Origin of the sequence: Vibrio brasiliensis LMG 20546 (genome assembly GCF_000189255.1) — a bacterium.
Lineage (GTDB): Bacteria > Pseudomonadota > Gammaproteobacteria > Enterobacterales > Vibrionaceae > Vibrio > Vibrio brasiliensis.
On the sequence record NZ_AEVS01000078.1, the window covers coordinates 1 to 21,582 of the forward strand.

17 protein-coding genes are annotated in these 21,582 nt (G+C 46.3%); 9 read left to right on the top strand and 8 right to left on the bottom strand.

The window, feature by feature from the left end:
- Positions 1–789 precede the first annotated feature (789 nt).
- The 5 genes from RH46_RS15325 to RH46_RS15345 all read left to right on the top strand — a co-directional run bounded on the left by RH46_RS15325 (position 790) and on the right by RH46_RS15345 (position 7,339).
- Complete coding sequence (locus tag RH46_RS15325; protein WP_006880418.1) at positions 790–2,505, top strand: dipeptide ABC transporter ATP-binding protein; 1,716 nt, start codon at positions 790–792, stop codon at positions 2,503–2,505.
- Positions 2,506–2,597: 92 nt separating this feature from the next.
- Complete coding sequence (locus RH46_RS15330; protein ID WP_006880419.1) at positions 2,598–4,151, top strand: ABC transporter substrate-binding protein; 1,554 nt, start codon at positions 2,598–2,600, stop codon at positions 4,149–4,151.
- A 163-nt stretch (positions 4,152–4,314) separates the two neighbouring features.
- Positions 4,315–5,292, top strand: a complete 978-nt coding sequence (locus tag RH46_RS15335; RefSeq protein ID WP_006880420.1) for an ABC transporter permease — start codon at positions 4,315–4,317, stop codon at positions 5,290–5,292.
- A gap of 2 nt (positions 5,293–5,294) precedes the next feature.
- Complete coding sequence (locus tag RH46_RS15340) at positions 5,295–6,233, top strand: ABC transporter permease (protein WP_006880421.1); 939 nt, start codon at positions 5,295–5,297, stop codon at positions 6,231–6,233.
- A 170-nt stretch (positions 6,234–6,403) separates the two neighbouring features.
- Positions 6,404–7,339 carry an SPOR domain-containing protein gene (locus RH46_RS15345; RefSeq protein ID WP_040895995.1) on the top strand — a complete coding sequence of 312 codons (936 nt, stop codon included), beginning with the start codon at positions 6,404–6,406 and terminating at the stop codon, positions 7,337–7,339.
- Positions 7,340–7,360: 21 nt separating this feature from the next.
- On the opposite strand, the gene RH46_RS15350 is transcribed toward RH46_RS15345, so the two are convergent.
- Positions 7,361–8,119, bottom strand: a complete 759-nt coding sequence (locus tag RH46_RS15350; protein WP_006880423.1) for a hypothetical protein — start codon at positions 8,117–8,119, stop codon at positions 7,361–7,363.
- A gap of 104 nt (positions 8,120–8,223) precedes the next feature.
- On the opposite strand from RH46_RS15350, the gene RH46_RS15355 reads away from it, so the two are divergent.
- The gene (locus RH46_RS15355; protein ID WP_006880424.1) at positions 8,224–9,120 is read left to right on the top strand and encodes a response regulator; all 897 of its coding nucleotides are present in this window, start codon (positions 8,224–8,226) and stop codon (positions 9,118–9,120) included.
- A gap of 64 nt (positions 9,121–9,184) precedes the next feature.
- Here the strand turns inward: RH46_RS15355 and gorA are convergent, their stop codons facing one another.
- Entirely contained in the window at positions 9,185–10,540 is a 1,356-nt protein-coding gene (gorA, locus tag RH46_RS15360) for a glutathione-disulfide reductase (protein WP_006880425.1), read from the bottom strand.
- Positions 10,541–10,717: 177 nt separating this feature from the next.
- On the bottom strand, positions 10,718–11,557 hold the full coding sequence (locus RH46_RS15365) for a 23S rRNA (adenine(2030)-N(6))-methyltransferase RlmJ (RefSeq protein ID WP_006880426.1): 840 nt from the start codon (positions 11,555–11,557) through the stop codon (positions 10,718–10,720).
- A 188-nt stretch (positions 11,558–11,745) separates the two neighbouring features.
- On the opposite strand from RH46_RS15365, the gene prlC reads away from it, so the two are divergent.
- Together prlC and RH46_RS15375 are read left to right on the top strand one after the other, a co-directional pair.
- Positions 11,746–13,788 (top strand): oligopeptidase A, encoded by a 2,043-nt coding sequence (gene prlC / locus RH46_RS15370; RefSeq protein ID WP_006880427.1) that lies wholly within the window; start codon positions 11,746–11,748, stop codon positions 13,786–13,788.
- 100 nt (positions 13,789–13,888) lie between these two features.
- Positions 13,889–14,107 (top strand): hypothetical protein, encoded by a 219-nt coding sequence (locus RH46_RS15375; protein ID WP_006880428.1) that lies wholly within the window; start codon positions 13,889–13,891, stop codon positions 14,105–14,107.
- Here RH46_RS15375 and RH46_RS15380 read toward each other — a convergent pair.
- From RH46_RS15380 to RH46_RS15395, 4 genes are all read right to left on the bottom strand, one after another.
- Positions 14,104–14,556, bottom strand: coding sequence for a DoxX family protein (locus tag RH46_RS15380; protein ID WP_006880429.1), 453 nt, complete (start codon positions 14,554–14,556; stop codon positions 14,104–14,106). The genes RH46_RS15375 and RH46_RS15380 overlap by 4 nt on opposite strands.
- 12 nt (positions 14,557–14,568) lie before the next feature.
- Positions 14,569–15,345, bottom strand: a complete 777-nt coding sequence (locus tag RH46_RS15385; RefSeq protein ID WP_006880430.1) for an HvfC/BufC N-terminal domain-containing protein — start codon at positions 15,343–15,345, stop codon at positions 14,569–14,571.
- Positions 15,342–16,199 carry an MNIO family bufferin maturase gene (gene bufB / locus RH46_RS15390; protein WP_006880431.1) on the bottom strand — a complete coding sequence of 286 codons (858 nt, stop codon included), beginning with the start codon at positions 16,197–16,199 and terminating at the stop codon, positions 15,342–15,344. The genes RH46_RS15385 and bufB overlap by 4 nt, the downstream gene beginning before the upstream one ends.
- 71 nt (positions 16,200–16,270) lie before the next feature.
- Positions 16,271–16,531 (bottom strand): BufA1 family periplasmic bufferin-type metallophore, encoded by a 261-nt coding sequence (locus RH46_RS15395; protein ID WP_006880432.1) that lies wholly within the window; start codon positions 16,529–16,531, stop codon positions 16,271–16,273.
- Positions 16,532–16,854: 323 nt separating this feature from the next.
- On the opposite strand from RH46_RS15395, the gene uvrD reads away from it, so the two are divergent.
- Complete coding sequence (uvrD, locus tag RH46_RS15400) at positions 16,855–19,026, top strand: DNA helicase II (protein ID WP_006880433.1); 2,172 nt, start codon at positions 16,855–16,857, stop codon at positions 19,024–19,026.
- Between the two features lie 757 nt (positions 19,027–19,783).
- Here the strand turns inward: uvrD and ggt are convergent.
- Complete coding sequence (gene ggt / locus RH46_RS15405) at positions 19,784–21,532, bottom strand: gamma-glutamyltransferase (protein WP_006880435.1); 1,749 nt, start codon at positions 21,530–21,532, stop codon at positions 19,784–19,786.
- Between the last annotated feature and the right edge of the window lie 50 nt (positions 21,533–21,582).

The window sequence follows — 21,582 nt, forward strand, 5'->3', positions numbered from 1 at the left end:
GGTGAATAGCGCAGCTTGGTAGCGCATCTGGTTTGGGACCAGAGGGTCGGGGGTTCGAATCCCTCTTCACCGACCATTATTGAGAAGCCCTAGTCGAAAGACTAGGGCTTTTTCACTTTCTAGAGTTTGAACTTTGCACTGAACCCTACAAGCAAGCTTAAGGCGACCCTTGCTCGCAGCCTATTATTCTAATCTTCCTTTCTGTAACTCCCTTAACTAACAAACTAATCCTGACTCAAACCCGATCAACCATTTGTATTAATCTCTGTTTCTGTGGGTAACTTCTCGATAAATATTGGTAGTGATTTAAGTTGGTTTCGTGCTGGTTTTTATCTATATAATTTTGGTATTAATTTGATTTGCGCACTAATTAACTGGATTTTTGCTATTAATGCAGTCTTATGTTTTTATTTTGTTAACGCACTAGTGGCTTGAATGCGTGAATTTTTATTCTATTGTTGTTGTGGCTTCCTTATAACTAAAAGCAGTATTAAATAACTGTAGGTGCCTAAAAATAAGACTTTGTACGAAATTTCCTGTTGTTTTTCATTGAGCAATGATCCAGTGTAATTGCATATTTATTTCCCTAAACTGCTTGTTTCTTGTACGATCTCGACTTTTTATCCTATATTTGTTGCTTTTCTGTGAATTTTTTGCCAAATTGATGAGCTTATAAATTACCAGAACGCTATACCTAAATATGAGTTAGCAACTTAGGTATAGGGCTGGTACGAATGGATTCACTTTTCAGACAGGGCAGAAAGCTGCCAAAGCAGTAGAGGTCTGGTAATGTCACTTTTAGAAGTTAAAAATCTTCGAATAGAGTACCCATCGCGTCATGGTGTTCATGCCGCAGTTAAATCCCTCTCTTTTAATATAGAGCGTGGTGAAATCGTCGGCGTTGTTGGCGAATCAGGTGCTGGTAAGTCGACGGTAGGTAATGCGGTCATTGATTTGCTAAGTCCTCCTGGACGTATTGCCAGCGGTGATGTTTATCTCGATGGTGAACTGATCTCGGGCCTTTCCCCAGAGCAGATGCGCAGTGTTCGTGGTTCAAAAATTGGTTTTATTTTCCAAGACCCAATGACCTCACTGAACCCGCTATTTACTGTTGAGCAGCAACTTAAAGAAACCATTCATGCCAACATGAAGGTGACTGATGAAGAAGCCTATCAGCGCGCGCTTTCTTTAATGCAGCAGGTGGGTATCCCACAACCGGAAAACCGCTTAAAACAGTATCCGCACCAGTTTTCTGGCGGTATGCGTCAGCGTGTTGTTATTGCGATTGCACTGGCAGGTGAGCCAGACTTAATCATTGCTGACGAACCAACAACCGCATTAGACGTTTCTATTCAGGATCAGATCCTATCGCTTATTCGCGAGCTATGTATTAAGAACAATGTTGGTTGTATGTTGGTAACACACGATATGGGTGTGGTATCGAATGTGACTGATCGCGTTGCTGTTATGTACCGTGGTGATCTGGTTGAGTTTGGGCCAACGGCGAAAGTTCTTGGTGACCCGGACCACTCGTACACACGTAGCCTTATCTCTGCGGTTCCTCGCTCAGATATGAAGTTAGATCGCTTCCCACTGGTGAGCTATATCGAAGAAGCTCATGAGATGGAGCCGCTCGACGTGAAAAATCACTGGTTGGGTCAAAGTCAGGATCACCGTGAATACACGGGGTCTCTGCTAAGTGTAGAAAATGTAAACCTACGCTTCGTTACTAAAGACTCACTATTTGAAAGTCGTCGTGAATATGTTCAGGCATCGAACAATGTTAGCTTCGAAGTCTTCGAGGGTGAAACATTTGGTTTGGTGGGTGAGTCAGGTTCCGGTAAATCGACGATTGCCCGTGTTATCGCTGGTCTGTATACGCCTAATTCAGGCAAGGTAACATTTGAAGGTATCGACTTAACCTCACTGAAATCTGAAAAAGAGCGTCGTCCACTACGTCGCCAAATGCAGATGGTGTTCCAAAACCCATATACCTCAATGAATCCGCGTATGAAGATTTTCGATATCATCGCGGAGCCAATTCGTTTCCATAAACTAACCAATAGTGAAGCTGAAACCAGACAGATCGTTGACGATCTACTTGATCACGTTGGTCTGGGCAAAATGGCTGGTGTGAAATATCCGCATGAGTTTTCTGGTGGTCAGCGCCAGCGTATTTCGATTGCGCGCGCTCTGGCAACACGTCCACGTCTATTGATCTGTGATGAACCGACTTCTGCATTGGATGTATCGGTACAGGCTCAGATTCTTAACCTACTCAAAGATTTACAAGATGAGTTAAATCTAACCATGCTGTTTATCAGTCACGACTTACCAGTTATTCGCCAGATGTGTGATCGAGTGGGTGTGATGCAAATGGGGACACTGTTGGAAGTTGCGCCTACAGAGCAGCTATTTAGAACGCCTCAGCATGAGTACAGTAAGCAACTGATTTCTTTGATGCCTGAATTCACAGGCTTACGAGAAGAAGTAAAAACGGCGTAAGCCGAAGACCTTTCCCAGCGCCGTTTCGTGCTGGGTAATAAACAGAAGCAAATACAACAACTAGGGATGAATCCCGCATAAGGAGTTATGCAATGAAAACCATGAAAAGCAAACTAGCAGTAGCTTTAATGGCAGCAGGCTTAAGCTTTAGTGCAGCTGCAGCAGATATCACTGTCGCGTATGACGCAGACCCAGTTTCTCTTGACCCGCATGAGCAGCTATCTGGTGGCACACTGCAAATGTCTCACATGGTGTTTGACCCACTAGTGCGCTTTACACAAGACATGGAATTTGAACCTCGCTTGGCTGAGTCTTGGGAGCGTGTAGACAACGAAACTATGCGTTTCAACCTACGTAAAGGCGTTAAGTTCCACTCTGGTAACGAACTAACAGCTGACGACGTTGTTTGGACATTCCAACGTCTTAAGAGCTCTGCTGATTTCAAAGGTATCTTTGCTCCACTTGTTGCTCTAAACAAAGTGGATGACTACACAGTAGAAATCAAAACAGACGGTACTTACCCACTAATCGAAAACGTAGCAACTTACATCTTCCCAATGGATAGCAAGTTCTACTCAGGTAAGACTGAAGATGGTAAAGACAAAGCTGAGCTAGTGAAGCACGGTAACTCTTACGCTTCAACAAACGTTTCTGGTACAGGTCCATTCACGATCACTTCTCGTGAGCAAGGCGTAAAAGTTGAATTTGAACGTTTCGCTGACTACTGGGACAAAGATTCTGGCGGTAACGTAGACAAACTAACTCTAGTACCAATCAAAGAAGACGCGACTCGTGTAGCAGCACTTCTTTCTGGTGACGTAGATATGATTGCGCCAGTAGCTCCAAATGACTACAAGCGTATCAAGAATGCAAACAGTGTTGACCTATACACTATGCCTGGTACTCGTGTAATCACGTTCCAGATGAACCAAAACAGCAACCCAGCTCTTAAAGACGTACGCGTTCGTCAGGCGATTGTTCACGCAATCAACAACGAAGGTATCGTTAAGAAAATCATGAAGGGTGCTGCGACTCCTGCAGCTCAGCAGAGCCCAGTGGGTTACGCTGGTTACAACGATGAGCTAAAACCACGTTACGACCTGAAGAAAGCTAAGCAGCTTATGAAGGAAGCGGGTTACGAGAGCGGCTTCACTCTAACTATGATGGCACCAAACAACCGTTACGTGAACGATGACAAGATCGCTCAAGCGTCAGCGGCAATGCTATCTAAGATCGGCATCAAGGTTGATCTGAAGACGATGCCAAAAGCTCAGTACTGGCCTGAATTCGATAAGTGTGCGGCAGACATGCTAATGATCGGTTGGCACCCAGATACAGAAGATTCAGCGAACTTCACTGAGTTCCTAGCTATGACTCGTAACGCTGACACAGGTAAAGGTCAGTACAACTGTGGTCACTACGGTAACGCAGAAGTTGATAAGCTGGTTAACGATGCAAACATTGAAACGGATCTGACTAAACGTAGCGCGATGCTGAAGCAAGTTGAAGCGACGCTTTACGATGAAGCAGCATTTGTACCTCTACACTGGCAAGATCCATCATGGGCAGCTAAGAGCAATGTGGAAATCGGTCCAATTGTTAACGGTATGAACTTCCCATACTTCGGTGACCTGGTCGTTAAATAACTCTGGTGAACCTCGCCAAGTACTCGTAATTGCGGGTACTTGGTCTGATTTTTGGTGCTTAACTTTGTTTCAGTCGGGTTAAGTGCCATTTTTAAGACTGAATTTGCGGGCAGAAAGATTCTGCTTTGCAGGCTGAAATCTATGGAAAGTTAAGGGGCAAGGAATGTTTTCGTTTCTGGTCAAGCGCCTGTTTCAGGCACTGATAGTGATGTTTGTGATCAGTTTAGTGGCGTTTGCCATTCAGGATAATCTGGGCGACCCGTTGCGTGAGCTTGTTGGTCAATCGGTTTCTGAAGCAGAGCGTCAGGCTTTGCGTGACGAGTTAGGCCTCAATGATCCCTTCATTACAAAATACTCTCGTTTTGTTGGCGCAGCGCTACAAGGCGATTTAGGTACATCTTACTTCTTCAAGCGCCCTGCGGTTGAAGTTATTCTTGATAAATTAGTGGCGACCCTTGAGCTCGTCTTCGGCGCAACACTGATTATCGTATTCTGCTCGATCCCACTCGGTGTTTACTCCGCGATCCACCCTAAGAGCTTCTTCACTAAGCTGGTGATGGCGGGAAGCAGTATCGGTATCTCTATTCCGGTCTTCCTGACTGCAATCATGCTGATGTATGTTTTCTCGATTGAGCTTGGTTGGTTACCATCTTATGGGCGAGGGGAGACAGCTAACGTCCTCGGCTGGGAGTCTGGTTACTTTACTCTTGATGGTTTAGCACACTTGATTCTGCCGTGTATTGCTCTGGCCTCAATCATGTTGCCACTGTTCATTCGTCTGGTTCGTTCTGAAATGCTTGAAGTGCTTAGCTCTGAATACATCAAGTTCGGTAAAGCGAAAGGTCTGGCACTAAACAAAATTTATTACCAGCACGCTTTAAAGAACACTATGTTACCAGTGCTTACCGTTGGTGGTGTTCAGATTGGTACCATGGTGGCATACACCATCCTGACTGAAACTGTTTTCCAATGGCCTGGTACAGGTTTCCTTTTCCTTGAAGCGATTAACCGTGTAGATACTCCGCTTATTACTGCGTACGTTATCTTTGTTGGTCTTATTTTCGTCGTAACCAACACCATCGTTGATTTGCTATACGGCATCATCAACCCAACGGTTAACCTAACAGGTAAAGGAGCATAATCATGAGTCAAACAACCGCTGCTCCTTCACAATGGGAGCGTTTCAAACAGTCGGATTTCTTGTACTACTTTAAACGCGATAAGGTCGCTATGGCGAGTTTCACCGTGTTTATGCTGTTCTTAGTGATGGCACTGGCAGCACCGGTACTTTCTCCGACAGACCCATACGATCTTGCTTCGATAGACATCATGGATTCTGAGTTACCACCTTCATGGATGGAAGATGGTGATGAACGTTTCCTTCTTGGTACTGATGAGCAAGGCCGTGACATTCTTTCGACGATTCTTTACGGCTCGCGTCTATCACTAACGATCGGTTTCTTAGCCGTTGGTCTACAACTGGTCTTAGGTATCGTGATTGGTCTGTCTGCTGGCTACTTCGGTGGTCGTATCGATAGCTTCCTGATGCGTTTTGCTGATGTACAGCTATCTTTCTCTACCATGATGGTTGCCATCATCGTTTCAGCTATCTTTAAGGCGAGTTTTGGTAGTGACTTCTACAGTCAATATGCCGTGGTGATGCTGGTTGTCATCATTGGTGTTGCTGAGTGGCCACAATACGCTCGTACCATTCGTGCATCGGTATTGGCAGAGAAGAAGAAAGAGTACGTAGAAGCGGCACGTGTTATGGGCTTTAAAGCGCCACGTATCATGTTCCGTCACATCCTACCGAACTGTCTGTCGCCGATTTTGGTTATCTCTACTGTACAGGTGGCAAATGCCATCATGTCAGAAGCGGCACTTTCATTCCTAGGTTTGGGTCTGCCGGTAGACCAACCTTCACTGGGTGCCTTGATTAGTATTGGATTTAACTACATTTTCTCTGGTGCATGGTGGATCACTGCCTTCCCAGGTATCGTACTGGTTACATTGGTACTGGTTATCAATCTACTTGGTGACTGGTTACGTGATGTATTTAACCCAAAAATCTACAAAGGGTGATCCAAGCCTAAGATTTGGCTATAAAAAACTCACTAAACTAAGGGCCGTAATCTATTACGGCTCTTTTTTTGCATTCTCATTTTCTAGGCAGTGAAACATCTACAGAGTCACGATAGTTATCATCCTAAGTGGGTACACTTAGATACAGTTTGGATAGTATGGGTATAGATATGGCCTCAAAGCCGAAGCAATCAATTTTCAAGTGTTGGTCTTTTCTTGCAATATTGGCATTGCCGACTTTGTCATCACCAGCATTGGCAGAAGAATTCCTTTGTGATGCGACTCAGGCGTCTGCAACCGAATTGCCGTTACTGGACCAAGCCTGCCCAATCGGTAAGGGGTTATGGGGTAAGTCACAGCCAGCGGGTCAGGAGTCTATGTTCTGGATTCAGTGTGGTGTATTTAGCAAACCATTCTCAGTCACTATGGCGAAGAAGGTTTATCCGCATATCACCACAGATGTGTGGAACAAGCCGGAGGCAAAAGGCTACCGCTGTTTGATTGGTCCGTACATGGATTTTGCTTCCGCTAAGCAAGATCTTGCCAAAGTTAAGAAACAACCCGATTTCAAGCAGTCATTTATTCGCGAGATCGTTAAAGGGGCACCAGTAAAACAAGCGGCTCCTAAAGCCAAGCCTCAGCCAAAACCTATGCCGGTTGTGCGTGAAGTGAGTAAAGGTAAGACTCAGGCAACCACAGTTATCCCAGCACCAGTTAAGCCGAAACCACAGGTCGCCCCTCAGCTTAAAGCAAGCAGTAAAGCGGTCGAGGATAAGTCGATGGCTATTCGTCGTTCTACGACGATTTCAGGTGTCGAATATGTTGTTCCATATTCGATGTTTAGGGATGACCAGTTCTATATGGAACACGAGCTACCGTGGAACCGTTTAGATTACGAAGGTGCATACAAGACTTGTTATCGTATGAAGATGCGGATGGCAACAGCACCTGAATGGAAGGCGCTGCTCGACTCTGGCGTGATGGTCAAAGATAAGTGGCCGATACATCTCCCTTACTGGGGAGCTGAAAAAACCGGTCTATTTAGTAGCGGCAAAGTGAATCAGCTCAAAGGCACGTCCTTGCTCAATGTCGTGTGTGTGAAGTAACTGCAAAATCAGTAGCTAAGGCTACTGATTTTTTGTTTGCGACTCCTCGACCAGTTCGAGATATTTCTTTTCGACAAAGTCCTTTTCTTTCGTTACGTGGTGTAACTGTTGTTGCGACGCCTCAAGTTTGGCGGACAGTTCGTCGACATTACCTTGCGATGCTAGCTTCTGCTTGTATTGCTCGATAGTCGCCAACATTTGCTGTTTCTCTTTCTGCAGCTCTTTGGTTAAGTTGTCCGTTCCTCCAGCTTCAGTGATTTGAATATACTCTTGCTCCAACTGCTCAAATTGTTTCTCTAGTTGCTGCTTCTCTTGCTGGAGTTCATCTACCGTATCGGTCTGCTTGAGAAGTTTGTTTCTCGCCTGGCGAAGCCCTTTCACGCTTTTATCCAGATCACCTTTGAGCTTTTTGATTAATCGATGTGACTTATTGAGCTTCTGATTGAGTTCGTCGATCGATGCCTGCTCTTGTTCGCTGAGTTCATTTTTGGCCATCTTGATTTGGGTAACCTGAGCCTCTAAAGCCTGTTGGATAAGAATTAGGTCATTCAGGGTATCGCTATTCTCAGCCGTGTAGTTTAAAGCCTTATCGACAGAGGTCTGACACAGTTCATAGGTCTCTTTATCAAGGTTATTCGATCCCGCGACCTGAGTGGCAAAATGGCGGAACTCGCGCAGGATGAGTAACAGAATGACAAACCACCCCAATAGCACTAAAAGCCCTGCGTCAATTGCGAGAGCCATGAGGTTTTCCGGGGTCATCAATAGTGCTAAATCCATGAATTAATTTCGTAAGCTGCGAGGTTTATCGTCTGTAAGTTTAGTTGGGTTAAAAAAATATGCCTATAATTTAGACAGTTCTGAATAAGGTGGTCTGCCGAAACGTGAAAATATTGATAGTAGATGACAGCAAAGCGACATTAGAGATTGTCAGGCGAGGCTTAGAAAGCTTTGGTTACTGTCGCCTATCGATCAAGAAAACCTGTGATGCCCGAGAAGCCATTACTATTGCTCAGGAGTGGCACCCAGAAATTGTCCTAACCGATTGGTATATGCCTGAAATGACAGGGCTCACACTGATTAAGGAGTTGATGAAGCTGGGTGATGAGATAAAAATCGGCATGATCACCACTGTGGATGATCAACTGCAAATCAAACAGGCTAAACAGGCAGGGGCTAGTTTTGTACTCAGTAAGCCATTTGAAGACGCCGAGTTGCATCGACTACTACTGCCCTTAGTACAAGGCGCGCAAGAGAGTCAGAAGACGCTAGATTCCATCGGCGAAGTCCAGAAAGAGCTGGCACTGCCCAAGTTGACTCAATTAGAAAAGCTTCTACAGCGAGAACTGGGCGATAAGTTAACGCTAACTAACCTGGCACCTCAATCTTTTGATGACAGTAAGATTCCCTGTTTGCTGGCGGTATATGAGGATAGCGCTACGCAGCGTCCGCGAGCGGTCGCCATGTTGGATTTACAGGCAATTTGTGTTTTGTCGCATACGGCAAGGACGGTATCAAGTGACGATATTGCTCAGGCTCAACAGAGCCAGTTAGTGGGTAAGGCAATGCTTGATGCCTGCCACAAGGTCCTGTCACTTTCTGCGTTGGCTTTTCTTGATAGCCAGACCCGAAAGAGCCTGCGCCTGAAGAACGTCAGCTTCATAGCTGAGGAGTTTGATAAGCTAAAAACGCTTTATGGCAAAGAGGCCGATAAGCGCGTCGACTTTTCCTGCAAGTTTGGTGAGATGGCAGAGGGGAAAGTGACATTAGTGGGCTTCTAGCCCAAAAATTAAAGATAATAAAAAAGGATGCCGAAGCATCCTTTTTTTGTTTCCTACTGGCGCATTAGCGCATAGTAACAAACTCTTCTGAACCTGTTGGGTGAATCGCTACAACAGAGTCGAAGTCAGCTTTAGTTGCGCCCATCTTCATGGCAACGCCAAAGCCCTGAATCATTTCATCTACTGTAAAGCCGATGCCGTGCAGACCAACAACCGTCTCTTCTTCGCCCGCACATACCAGTTTCATCTTACATGGCTGACGGTGCTTAGTAACCGCAGTGTACATCGCTGTGAAGCCAGACGTGTAAACCTTGATGTTGTCTTTACCGTATTTCTCTTCAGCTTCCTGAGTTGTCAGGCCAATAGTACCGATTGGTGGGTGGCTGAATACCACTGTAGGAACCAGGTCGTAGTCCATCTTAGCGTTTGGTTTGTTGTTAAACAGACGCTCAGATAGCTGACGACCCGCTTTTACTGCGACAGGAGTCAGTTCGATACCACCTTCCATGATGTCACCTACACAGTAGATGCCAGCAACGTTAGTTGCCTGGAATTCGTCTACTTTGATGTAACCACGGTCGTTAGTTTCAACACCAGTAGCAGCCAGATTGATCGCGTCAGTTGCCGGGTGGCGACCGATCGCCCAGATAAGCTGGTCAACGTTCTGCGTGTTGCCGTTTTCCAGATGTAGAGTCAGGCTCCCGTCTGCTTCTTTAACCACTTCTTTTGGTACCGAGTGAGTATGCAGTGTTGGACCTTCCGCTTCCATTACTTCAACCAGAGTCTCAATGATCATTGGGTCGAAGCTACGTAGAGGAGATTCTTTACGGCAGAACAGGTGTGTTTCTGTGCCCAATGCGTTTAGTACACCAGCGATCTCAACCGCGATGTAGCCTGCACCGATAACCGCAACACGTTTTGGCTGTTCATTAAGCTCGAAGAAACCGTTAGAGTCGATGCCGTATTCTGCACCTGGAATATTAGGGATAGTCGGACGACCACCAACTGCAATCAGGATATGGTCTGCAGTGTAGTGTTCACCGTTCACTTCAACGGTTTTTTCATCAACAAACTTAGCAAAGCCTTTGATCACGTTAACCTTGTTGTTGCCAAGAACGCGGTCGTAAGATTGGTGAATACGACCAATGTATGCCTGACGACTTTCAACTAGCTTGCTCCAGTCAAAGCCTTTCACATCCACGTCAAAACCGTAGTCCTCAGCGTACAGGTGCATCGCTTCCGCGATTTGAGCGCCGTGCCACATTACTTTCTTTGGTACACAACCAACGTTAACACACGTGCCACCCAGGTCCTGAGCTTCGATCAGTGCTACTTTCGCGCCGTACATTGCTGCGCGGTTTGCCGATGCAATGCCGCCTGAACCGCCGCCGATACAGATGTAATCAAAATGAGTCGCCATGACTTTCTCCATGTTCTGAGGTGCTGGACTCGGCTCAATGTGTCGAGTCAGGTCGCAAGCATCCTGCAAATAGTAATTTGTTATTGTAGATATGGAGGATAGATCGGTTGAACTCAATCTATCCTGTTTAATTTTTCTTCGTTGTTTTATCTTGCAGCACAAAGAGTGCTGATATTGTTATTCAGGAACGATCCATTCCACCTTAAAGTGACCTGTTGCCGGAGCAATAGCTTCCTTCAAGAAAGGAAGAATTTCCTGCATCTGACTTTCCAGTTTCCAAGGAGGGTTAATGACAATCATGCCCGACGCTGTCATACCACGCTCACTGGTATCAGGAGAGACACCAAGCTCGATTTGAAGAATTTTGCGAATACCAAGACCTTGCAGGCCTTCGATCATATCTTCAATGTCGCAGCGGTTGACTACCGGGTACCAAATCGCATAGATGCCAGTCGCCCAACGCTTGTAGCTTTGGAAGATTGCCTGCACCACGTCGCGGTACTCTTTAGCCAGCTCGTATGGAGGATCGATTAATACCAGACCACGACGCTCTTTTGGTGGCAAGCTTGCTTTAAGGCGTTTGAAACCATCTTCTTTGTAGATGCTTACCTGGCGGTCACGGTGGAACTCCTGCTCCAGCAGAGGGTGGTCTGCCGGATGAAGTTCTGTCAGAACCATGCGGTCTTGCGGGCGCAGGTGAGCACGAGCAACGCGCGGAGAGCCCGGGTAGTAACGCAGCGCTTCACCGTTGTTCAGCACTTTAATCGATTCCAAGTAGCTCTGGATGTCGTCTGGGATATCATTTTGCTGCCAAACGCGCGCAATGCCTTGCTTGTACTCGCCAGTTTTCTCTGACCATTCGTGGGTTAGATCGTAGCGACCTACACCTGAATGGGTGTCATGATAGACAAATGGCTTCTCTTTTTGCTGCAAAGAGTTGAGGATAAGACTTTGAACAATATGCTTAATAACGTCGGCATGGTTGCCAGCGTGAAAGCTATGGCGGTAACTTAACAAAATATTTCTCTCAGAATAGCTGCAAAGAGCATGATGAATAATGGTAGTTAGTATACGTTACTATTGAAAATTGCTGAACCTACCTATATTTACTATTTAAGACCAATAAGAATTAACTCAGACCAACACCATCTAGACACGTGGTTCTAGCTGCGTATGTTTGCGTTATCCAATAAAAGGAATGATTTATGTCTAACCCTCTTCTTAGCTTTACCGATTTGCCTCCATTTTCTCAAATCAAACCGGAACATGTTAAGCCAGCGGTAGAACAGGCGATTGCAGATTGTCGCGCTAAAATCGAGCAGGTTTTAGCGGGTAATACCGAACCTACGTGGGATAACGTTGTGGCGCCAATTGAAGAAGTGGATGATCGTCTGAGTCGTATTTGGTCACCTATCAGCCACATGAACTCAGTAGTGAACAGTGATGAATTACGTGACGCGTACGAGAGCTGTCTACCACTGTTATCAGAGTATGGTACCTGGGTCGGTCAGCACAAAGGTCTGTTTGAAGCATACAAGTCGCTTAAGGCAAGCGAGTCGTTTGCTGCCCTGACTCAAGCACAAAAGAAAACCATTACAGACTCACTACGTGACTTCGAGCTATCTGGAATTGGTCTGCCAGCTGATGAACAGCACCGTTATGGTGAAATTAGCAAGCGCATGTCTGAGCTGGGCTCTAAGTTCTCTAACAATGTGCTCGATGCCACTATGGGCTGGACCAAGCATATCTCTGACGAAAAACAATTGGCAGGCATGCCTGAGTCTGCTCTGGCGGCAGCAAAAGCAGCGGCAGAAGCTAAAGAACTTGATGGCTATCTGCTGACTTTAGATATTCCATCATACCTGCCGGTAATGACTTACTGTGACAACCAAGAGCTTCGTAAAGAGCTATACGAGGCGTACGTAACACGTGCCTCTGATCGTGGCCCTAAAGCAGGTGAGTGGGATAACACTGAAATCATCAATGAGCAGCTTAAACTGCGCTTTGAAATTGCTCGTATGCTGGGCTTCAATACTTTCAGTGAGAAGTCTCTGGCTACCAAAATGGCAGAGAATCCATCCCAAGTACTTGGCTTCCTCAATGACCTTGCTAGTAAAGCTAAGCCACAAGGTGAGCGAGAAGTTGAAGAGTTACGCCAGTTTGCTAAGAGCGAATTCGGAGTTGAAGAACTGAACTTGTGGGATATCGCATACTACAGCGAGAAACAGAAACAGCACCTGTTCCAGATCTCCGATGAAGAACTTCGCCCATACTTCCCTGAAGCGAAAGCAGTAAGCGGTCTGTTTGAGGTTCTGAAGCGAGTATTCGGTATGTCAGTGGAAGAGCGTCAAGGCGTGGATACCTGGCATGAGTCGGTACGTTTCTTTGATATCTTTGATGCTGACAACAATTTACGTGGTAGCTTCTATCTTGATCTGTATGCACGTGAGCACAAACGAGGTGGCGCGTGGATGGATGAGTGTCGTGTACGTCGTATTAACGCGCAGGGTGAACTCCAGTCTCCTGTCGCCTACTTAACCTGTAACTTTAATCGTCCTGTTGGTGATAAGCCTGCGCTATTTACCCACGATGAGGTGGTTACTCTGTTCCATGAGTTTGGTCACGGTATCCACCATATGCTGACTCAGGTAGAGACGGGCGCGGTATCAGGTATTAATGGTGTACCTTGGGATGCAGTTGAGTTACCAAGTCAGTTCCTGGAGAACTGGTGCTGGGAAGAGCAGGCACTCGCGTTCATTTCTGGTCACTTCGAAACAGGTGAACCTTTACCGAAAGAGATGCTAGAGAAGATGTTGGCAGCGAAAAACTTCCAGTCAGCGATGTTTATTCTTCGACAGCTAGAGTTTGGTCTGTTTGATTTCACGCTGCACACTGAGTTTGACCCGGAAATTGGCCCTCGTGTACTTGAAACGCTGGCTGAAGTGAAATCCAAGGTTGCGGTACTACCAAGTCTGGAGTGGAACCGCTTCTCTCACAGCTTTAGCCATATCTTTGCTGGTGGTTACAGTGCGGGTTACTACAGCTACCTATGGGCAGAAGTACTCTCTTCAGATGCGTTCTCTCGCTTTGAAGAGGAAGGCATCTTCAACACCGAAACTGGCCAGAGTTTCCTGAACAATATCCTAGAGATGGGAGGAAGCGAAGAGCCGATGGAGCTGTTTAAGCGTTTCCGAGGTCGTGAACCTCAGATTGATGCTCTGTTGCGTCATGCGGGCATTTCTGCATAACTGATCTCAAATATAACAACAGTATCAATAACGAAGAGCATCGCTGCTGCAGCGATGCTCTTTTTTGTTATTATGTCCGCCTCAATAACATGGAGGTAGTATGTTTAAATTATCCAATACCTTGTTACTCAGTGCTGTGTTGACCATCAGCGTAACCGGGTGTGCAGAATTAAAAGAGGCGGGAACGGCGATTGGTCATGCAACTCGTGATACGACGACAGCAATCGGCCATGCAACACGAGACACAACTAAAGCGATAGGTCATGCCTCGCGTGATGCGGTTAACTCGGTCAAAGAAGATTTAAGCTCAGAAGATTAGGTCAGTTTATCGCGTAGTATCTTGTCGATGGAGACTGGTCCAGCTCCCCAAACAACGACGATAAGTATCATTAACCCCCACAACTGATGGTCGTAGAAGCCTTTTTCCCATAGTACGGGGTAAGAGACGACCGCGATGATATTGAACACAAACAGAATCGCTGCCATTGGTCGGGTTAATAGTCCAATGGCAACAAACACGGGCAGAATCAGCTCGGCAGCCGTTCCCATATAGGCAGCTAACGTCCAAGGTAAGAGCGGTACCTGATACTCATATTCAAATAAATACAGAGTACTATCCCAAGAGGCGATCTTAGTCAGTCCTGAATTGAAGAATACCCACGCAACCCATAGACGGCAAAATAGCAGTAATAAGGGCACAAAGCCTATTTGAAGTTTTCCCACCCATTGATCATATCTCTCAAGCAAATTACTGATCGTACTAGACATATTATTTTCCTTTTAAGCTGCCAGTGAGAAACCAGCAATCAGATCATGCTGGGTTAACAGGTTCAGTTGGGCGAGTAGCGAGGGAGGGATCTCACTCAGCATACAGCCTGACTGAAGGTAATTAAGTAATTCATAGGCTTCAAATTCGAGAGCCAAAGTCCAAACGCCTCCTTCAGTAAAGCTAGCGATAACACCTTGCTCGGCCTGCTCTAGTGTTAAGTTGCTGAAGTCATCTTGTTCAATCGCGCGTTGCAGAGAGAACAGAGCGTAGCGAGAGTGGAATGCCAAGACTCCGGGCTTAAGGTGGAGCTGAATGAGTTGATGCTGTTCTTCTGACAGTTGAGCTAATTGAGCGAGAGGTAGCAGGTTTTGGTCACTGTTAATTTGGTTGCTCAGCTGCTGGGCTAAATCTATATGCCATTCATACCGAGCCACTTCGAGGCAGTATGGTGCAGCGCTCACTACCGACGGAAAGCGTTCCAAGGTTTGGTCAAAGTGTTCGCCATAATGGCTGACATCACCGTGTTCAAGGGGGGAATCGAGCACATGCTGTCTGGCAACTTGCTTAAAGCACTCTTCCCCTAACAGGGCGTTGAGCATTGGATAAGTCGCTTCGAGAACTTCGCTCAGGCTGATAATGAAGTTGTTGCGATAAATCTGCATACGTTCATCGGCGGTAAAGGTATCGCTGGCTATATTGCAATCATCACCACTGGCTTGATAATGAAGGGCCTGAGCGAAAGTGCTTTGTAATTGGGCGAGAGAAAGTTCACTGTAGCTTTGCGTCATGACACCTTCCTCTCGCTGCTTTGCCAGTTTTCAAGGTAGTGACTCGCTTTAGCGGCTTCTCCCAGCAGTACCTGAGGTTCAGGAATGTCGAGATCCCACTCAATTAAGGTGTGGCGTTCACCATATTGCTCAAGCCAAAACTGATACAGTTGCCAGACTTCGTCACTAACTGGCCGGCTATGGGTATCAATCCAGATTTCACCTTTGTCGAGCTGCTTGACGGTGAAACCAGCCAGATGAATCTCATCAACAGCGTGAGCTGGAATCGATTGTAAATAATGGAGGCTATCGAAACCGTGGTTAAAAGCAGACACATGAATGTTGTTCAGATCGAGCAACAGGCGACACTGGGTTCTTTGCTGGACCTCGCTCAAAAACTCCCATTCACTGATGGTGGAGTGATTGAACTTCACGTAACTTGATGGATTCTCGATCAGAATTGGGCGCTGTAAAGCATCCTGGACTTCCAGCACGTTGCGGCAAAAAATAGTCAGCGCTTCTTCGGTGTATGGCAGTGGCAAGAGGTCATTAAAATAGTGGCCACCATTCTCACTCCAACTCAGGTGATCCGAAACCAGAAATGGATTCACTTGATTGATGAGTTGTTTCAGTTGCTGCAAGTGTTGACGATTTACCCGTTCGACACTGCCGAGTGAAAGACCGATACCATGACAGCTGATCTGGTAATCATTGGCCAGCTTAAGCAATGTTTGTCTGGCTGCTGAATAAGGCTGAAAGTAGTTTTCACTGTGTACTTCTAACCAGGAAAGTGGTGGTGTTTCTTCGCTGAAGTAATCGAGATGTGGAGAGCGCAATCCAACGCCAACTTTATTGTGAAAATGGTTTAGGTTCACGACACGTTCCTTGATAGCAGAAGAGAAGTAAGGTGGCCGGTTGAGCCTTGGCCACCTAGACAGTTACATCATTAAGAAGACTGTGTGCTACCACCTGCTAGCTTGCCGCATAGTCCTTTTGGTACCACTACGAATGCGTCTGATTGGTTATCTTCTTTTGCTGTGCCCGCGCATGAGCTTGTTTTGGTGGCACAGTCGTTTTTACCTGCTTTAGCGACGCCGTAGCATTTTTCTTTCTCTGCAGCGACAGCTGGAGCGGCTGTTAGCATAGTGCCACCAAGAGCAATTAGACCAGTAACAGCGGCAGTAACAGCAAGATTAGACTTTTTCATAGTATTTTCCTCAGACTTAGTTCCTTTACTTGTATTGGCAAGCTAATCACGAAGTAATTCATCAACTTGCTTAGTTAAAAGGATAGAAACTTGAGTCAAAAACTTTCAATAAAGTGATAAAAAATTGTTAATTAATTGATTGCGGTTATTTAATTTGCTGATTTTTATGAGCTTTTTTTAAGCATTTTCTATTGCTAAATTGGCATGATTGAAGTTATTGAGTATAAAAATCCATCATCAAGCTGACTTTCTGTCGCTAGCATCTTGAAGTCACTCGGGTATAATGGTTTTTCATGTATAGATAACCAGTAGCTGAGCCCACCATGGATCCTTCATTACTTCTCGACGGTCTGAACGACAAACAGCGTGAAGCTGTTGCCGCTCCACTAGAAAACTTACTTGTCTTAGCTGGCGCAGGCAGTGGTAAAACACGGGTGTTAGTTCACCGTATCGCCTGGTTGATGTCTGTTGAGCAAGCTTCACCGTTTTCAATTATGTCTGTGACCTTTACTAATAAGGCTGCAGCGGAAATGCGCGGACGTATCGAAGAGCTAATGATGGGCAGCGCATCGGGAATGTGGAACGGTACTTTCCATGGCATCTGTCACCGTATTCTCCGTGCCCACTACTTGGATGCTCAGTTACCTGAAGATTTTCAAATTATTGATAGCGATGATCAACAGCGCCTGCTACGTCGTTTAATCAAGGCACAGAATCTGGATGAAAAGCAGTGGCCGGCACGTCAGGTTGGCTGGTGGATTAATGGTAAAAAAGATGAAGGCTTACGTCCTAATCATATTGATGCCTACCACGATCCTGTCACTAAGACCTATCTGCAGCTCTATACCGCTTATCAAGAGGCTTGTGATCGTGCAGGTTTAGTCGATTTTGCTGAAATCCTTCTTCGTGCTCACGAGCTGTTAAGGGATAAAAAGCACATTCGCGAGCATTACCAAGCTCGCTTTAAGCACATTCTGGTCGACGAATTTCAGGATACCAACAACATCCAGTACGCTTGGTTACGTATGATGGCAGGACCAGACTCTCACGTCATGATTGTTGGTGATGATGACCAGTCTATCTATGGCTGGCGTGGCGCTAAAATCGAAAATATTGAGAAGTTTACTCGTGAATTCCCAAGCGTTAATACTATTCGTCTGGAGCAGAACTACCGCTCAACTAAGACCATCCTTGAAGCCTCGAATGCGCTAATCGCTAACAATACCGAGCGTATGGGTAAAGAGCTGTGGACTGAAGGTGTCGAAGGTGAGCCTATCTCAGTTTACTCTGCATATAACGAGCTGGATGAAGCCCGTTTTGCGGTTAACAAGATTAAAGAGTGGCAAGAGAAGGGCGGTGCATTGAATGATGCAGCGATGTTGTACCGCAACAATGCCCAGTCACGTGTGCTTGAAGAAGCTTTGATTCAGGCTGGCTTACCGTATCGTATTTACGGTGGGATGCGATTCTTCGAACGCCAGGAGATCAAAGATGCTCTGAGTTATTTGCGTCTGATGACAAACCGCAATGATGACTCTGCATTTGAGCGTGTGGTCAATACACCAACACGTGGTCTGGGTGATAAGACGCTAGAGACCATCCGTTTTGCTGCCCGTGACCGTGGTTGCACTATGTGGGAAGCCAGTGTTGCTCTGCTAGACGAGAAAGTACTGGCAGGTCGAGCAGCAGGTGCACTCAGTCGTTTCGTTGAATTAATCCTTGCCCTTGAAGATGATACTTGTGAGATGTCACTCCATGAGCAAACCGACCATGTGATTAAGTACTCAGGCCTGTTCGCAATGTACGAGCAGGAAAAAGGCGAGAAATCTAAGGCTCGTATTGAGAACTTGGAAGAGCTTGTTACTGCGACTCGTCAGTTTGAAAAGCCAGAAGAAGCGGAAGATATGACGCTGCTGACTGCTTTCTTGACCCATGCTGCGCTCGAAGCTGGCGAAGGGCAGGCAGACGAGTTTGACGATGCAGTTCAGCTAATGACACTGCACAGTGCAAAAGGTCTGGAGTTTCCATTGGTGTTTATGGTTGGTGTGGAAGAGGGCATGTTCCCAAGCCAGATGTCGGTAGAGGAAGCGGGTCGCTTAGAAGAAGAACGACGACTCTGCTACGTCGGGATGACCCGAGCAATGGAGAAACTCTACATTACTTATGCAGAGATGCGTCGTTTGTATGGCCAGGATAAGTACCACAAACCATCACGTTTTATTCGCGAACTTCCAGAAACTTGCCTTGATGAAGTGCGTATGAAAGCGCAAGTTAGCCGCCCTACAAGCTCCGGTCGCTTTAGTCAGACTGTGGTCAAAGAGAATTTTAACGAGACAGGGTTTAGTCTTGGTTCTCGCGTTATGCACCCTAAGTTTGGTGAAGGAACCATCATTAACTTTGAAGGCAGTGGTCCACAAAGTCGCGTTCAGGTTGCTTTTAATGGCGAAGGTATCAAATGGCTAGTGACCGCTTACGCTAAACTAGAAACGTTATAACCGCTAAGTTTATTTTCTCAAAATAGTTGGGCTTGTTGGCAAGGCGGCAACTGAACGAGTCCCCTGAGCATAGGGAGCCTATGTGATGGGGCGAGTGAAAGCAGACAACGCAGTCTAAAGTTCAAATATGAAGAGAAAAAGATAAAGAAAAACCCCGAGGGCGTGAGCCCATCGGGGTTATAGTCTTACTCGCAGCAATCCGGCTACTATAGGTGCTCCATGCATCTAATCCTTGATAGTATGCTGACGTCCTTCAGCTTAGTCCATTCATCGCCATCCTAGCGGTGTCCTTGACCCTATCCTGGTCTGCTAACAATCCTCGTTAGCTCACTTCGCTTGTTCCCTGAGCGGTGTCCTTTACATCATCCTGATGATCAGTCCTTGCCTCGTCCAGAGGTGTCCATTTCCCATCCTTAGTAGCAACCATCCTAGTTACTATTGAGTCCGTTCAATGTCCAATTTGCTATCCATGCCGATTATTCATCCTGAACAACCGTATCTTCTTCCTGAAGATTACCTAATCCGTGGTAATTTCCTGTTCCGTGTCAGCATCCTTCCGACAAGATTCATATTACCGTATTGCAGATGTTCAGCAATATGGCGCAAACGTTTTTCTACATAAAAATTCGTTCATAAACTATACGTATCTTTATTAATCAGTACTTTAGGTTTGTGTTTCTGTATTTTTCCTAACTAAAAAGTTATATTTACTCACTTCCTTGTGAGAGATCTCGCACAAGGAAGTGAGAGTATGTCGTTATTTACCGACTGCTGTTCCTTCTCTTCTTGGGTCGGCAGCTCCTTGCAGCTGACCACGTTGCAGCAAGATTGCATGTAAACCTGAATTTAAATCACGGATATTAACTTCAAACCCCATTTGTTCCAGCTCGGCTTTTAGCGACTCCGCTGAGGTTCCTTGCTCTATGTCTAAGGTTCCAAATCGATTGAGTAGGTGTGGTTGATTTATCGCTTGCTGAATATCCATTCCCCATTGAGTGTGGGCAATGATCGCTTGAGCGACATAACCTATGATGCGACTGCCCCCCGGAGAACCGATTGCCATATAAGGTTTGTCATCTTGCATGATAATGGTCGGTGCCATTGAAGAACGAGGTCGTTTTCCTGGCTCTAATCGGTTAGCGATCGGCTTACCATCTTTGTGAGTTCGGAATGAGAAATCAGTCAGCTCGTTGTTGAGTAAGAAGCCGTTGGTCATTAAGCGTGAGCCAAAAGCATTTTCAATCGTGGTAGTGATTGAAACGATATTTCCTTGTTTATCAACGATATTAAAGTGGCTGGTAGAAGGCAGCTCAATAGACTCGTCGAGACTTTGGCGTTGCGCGTAGCTCCATGGAGGGTTTCCTGAGCTAACAGAGTCTAGCGCTTGACCTGGCTTGATGAGTTTGGCTCTTTGTTTCAGATACTCTGGATCGAGCAAGCCTTGAGTTGGCATTGGCACGAAGTCTTCGTCAGCCATGAACATGCCTCGGTCAGCAAACGCCAGTCGGGATGCGTCGGCGATAACCTGCCAGGATTTTGCGTCCTTGGCTCCCCAGGCTTTTAGGTCAAATTGTTCGGTGATTGCCAGTATTTGCCCAACCGTTAATGCACCAGAGCTTGGTGGTCCCATGCCACATACATCGTAGCTCTGATAGGCTAAACAAACAGGTTCGCGCTGCTTGATAGAGTAGGCATCAAAATCTTTTTGTGCCAGAACGCCAGGGTTACCTGCCGCTTTTTGCACGGTTTCGATAATGCTGGCAGCAATTGGCCCCTGATAGAAAGCAGTTGCTCCCTGTTTGGCAATCGCATCCAGAGTGGCGGCGTATTGCGGATTTTTCAGTAAGGTGCCGGCAGCTTTAGGCGAACCATCTGAGTTAAAAAAGTAAGCTTTCGTCGTCGCAAAACGGCTTAAGCGTTCTGCGTCTTTTTCAATCAGTGTTGCAAGGCGAGGGCTGATTTCAAAACCATTGTTTGCTACCTCTATAACAGGCGCAATCAGCTTAGACCATTCGAGTTGACCATACTTTTGGTGTGTATCCCACATCAGCTTGACTGTGCCAGGGGTGCCGACTGAGCGTCCCCCAACGACCGCATCATAAAACTTCAGAGGCTGACCATTTTCATCGTGGAATAATTGCGGTGTTGCATCCAGAGGGGCAGTCTCACGACCATCGTAGGTGGTTAGCTTTTTAGTGTTTGCGTCCCAATAAACCAGAAATGCACCGCCACCAATGCCAGAGGATTGGGGTTCAACTAATCCTAGCATCAGTTGTGTCGTCACCATGGCATCAATGGCATTACCACCCTGGGCAAGGATATCGGCGCCAGCTTGAGTGGCAAGAGGGTTGGCGGCGGTGACCATCCAATCTTTGGCGGTCACCAGCTGTTTCTGTTGTATGCCGCTACTCTGTTCCGGAGCGACGGAATCCGCGGCTTGATTCGCGAAGGTACTGGCTGACGTTAGTAGCAGGCAGGCGCTGAGGTATTTCATTTTCCACTGCATCTTATTCTCCTTGTTGTTATGCAGAGTTTAGATTGGCAGTGGAAGTCGAA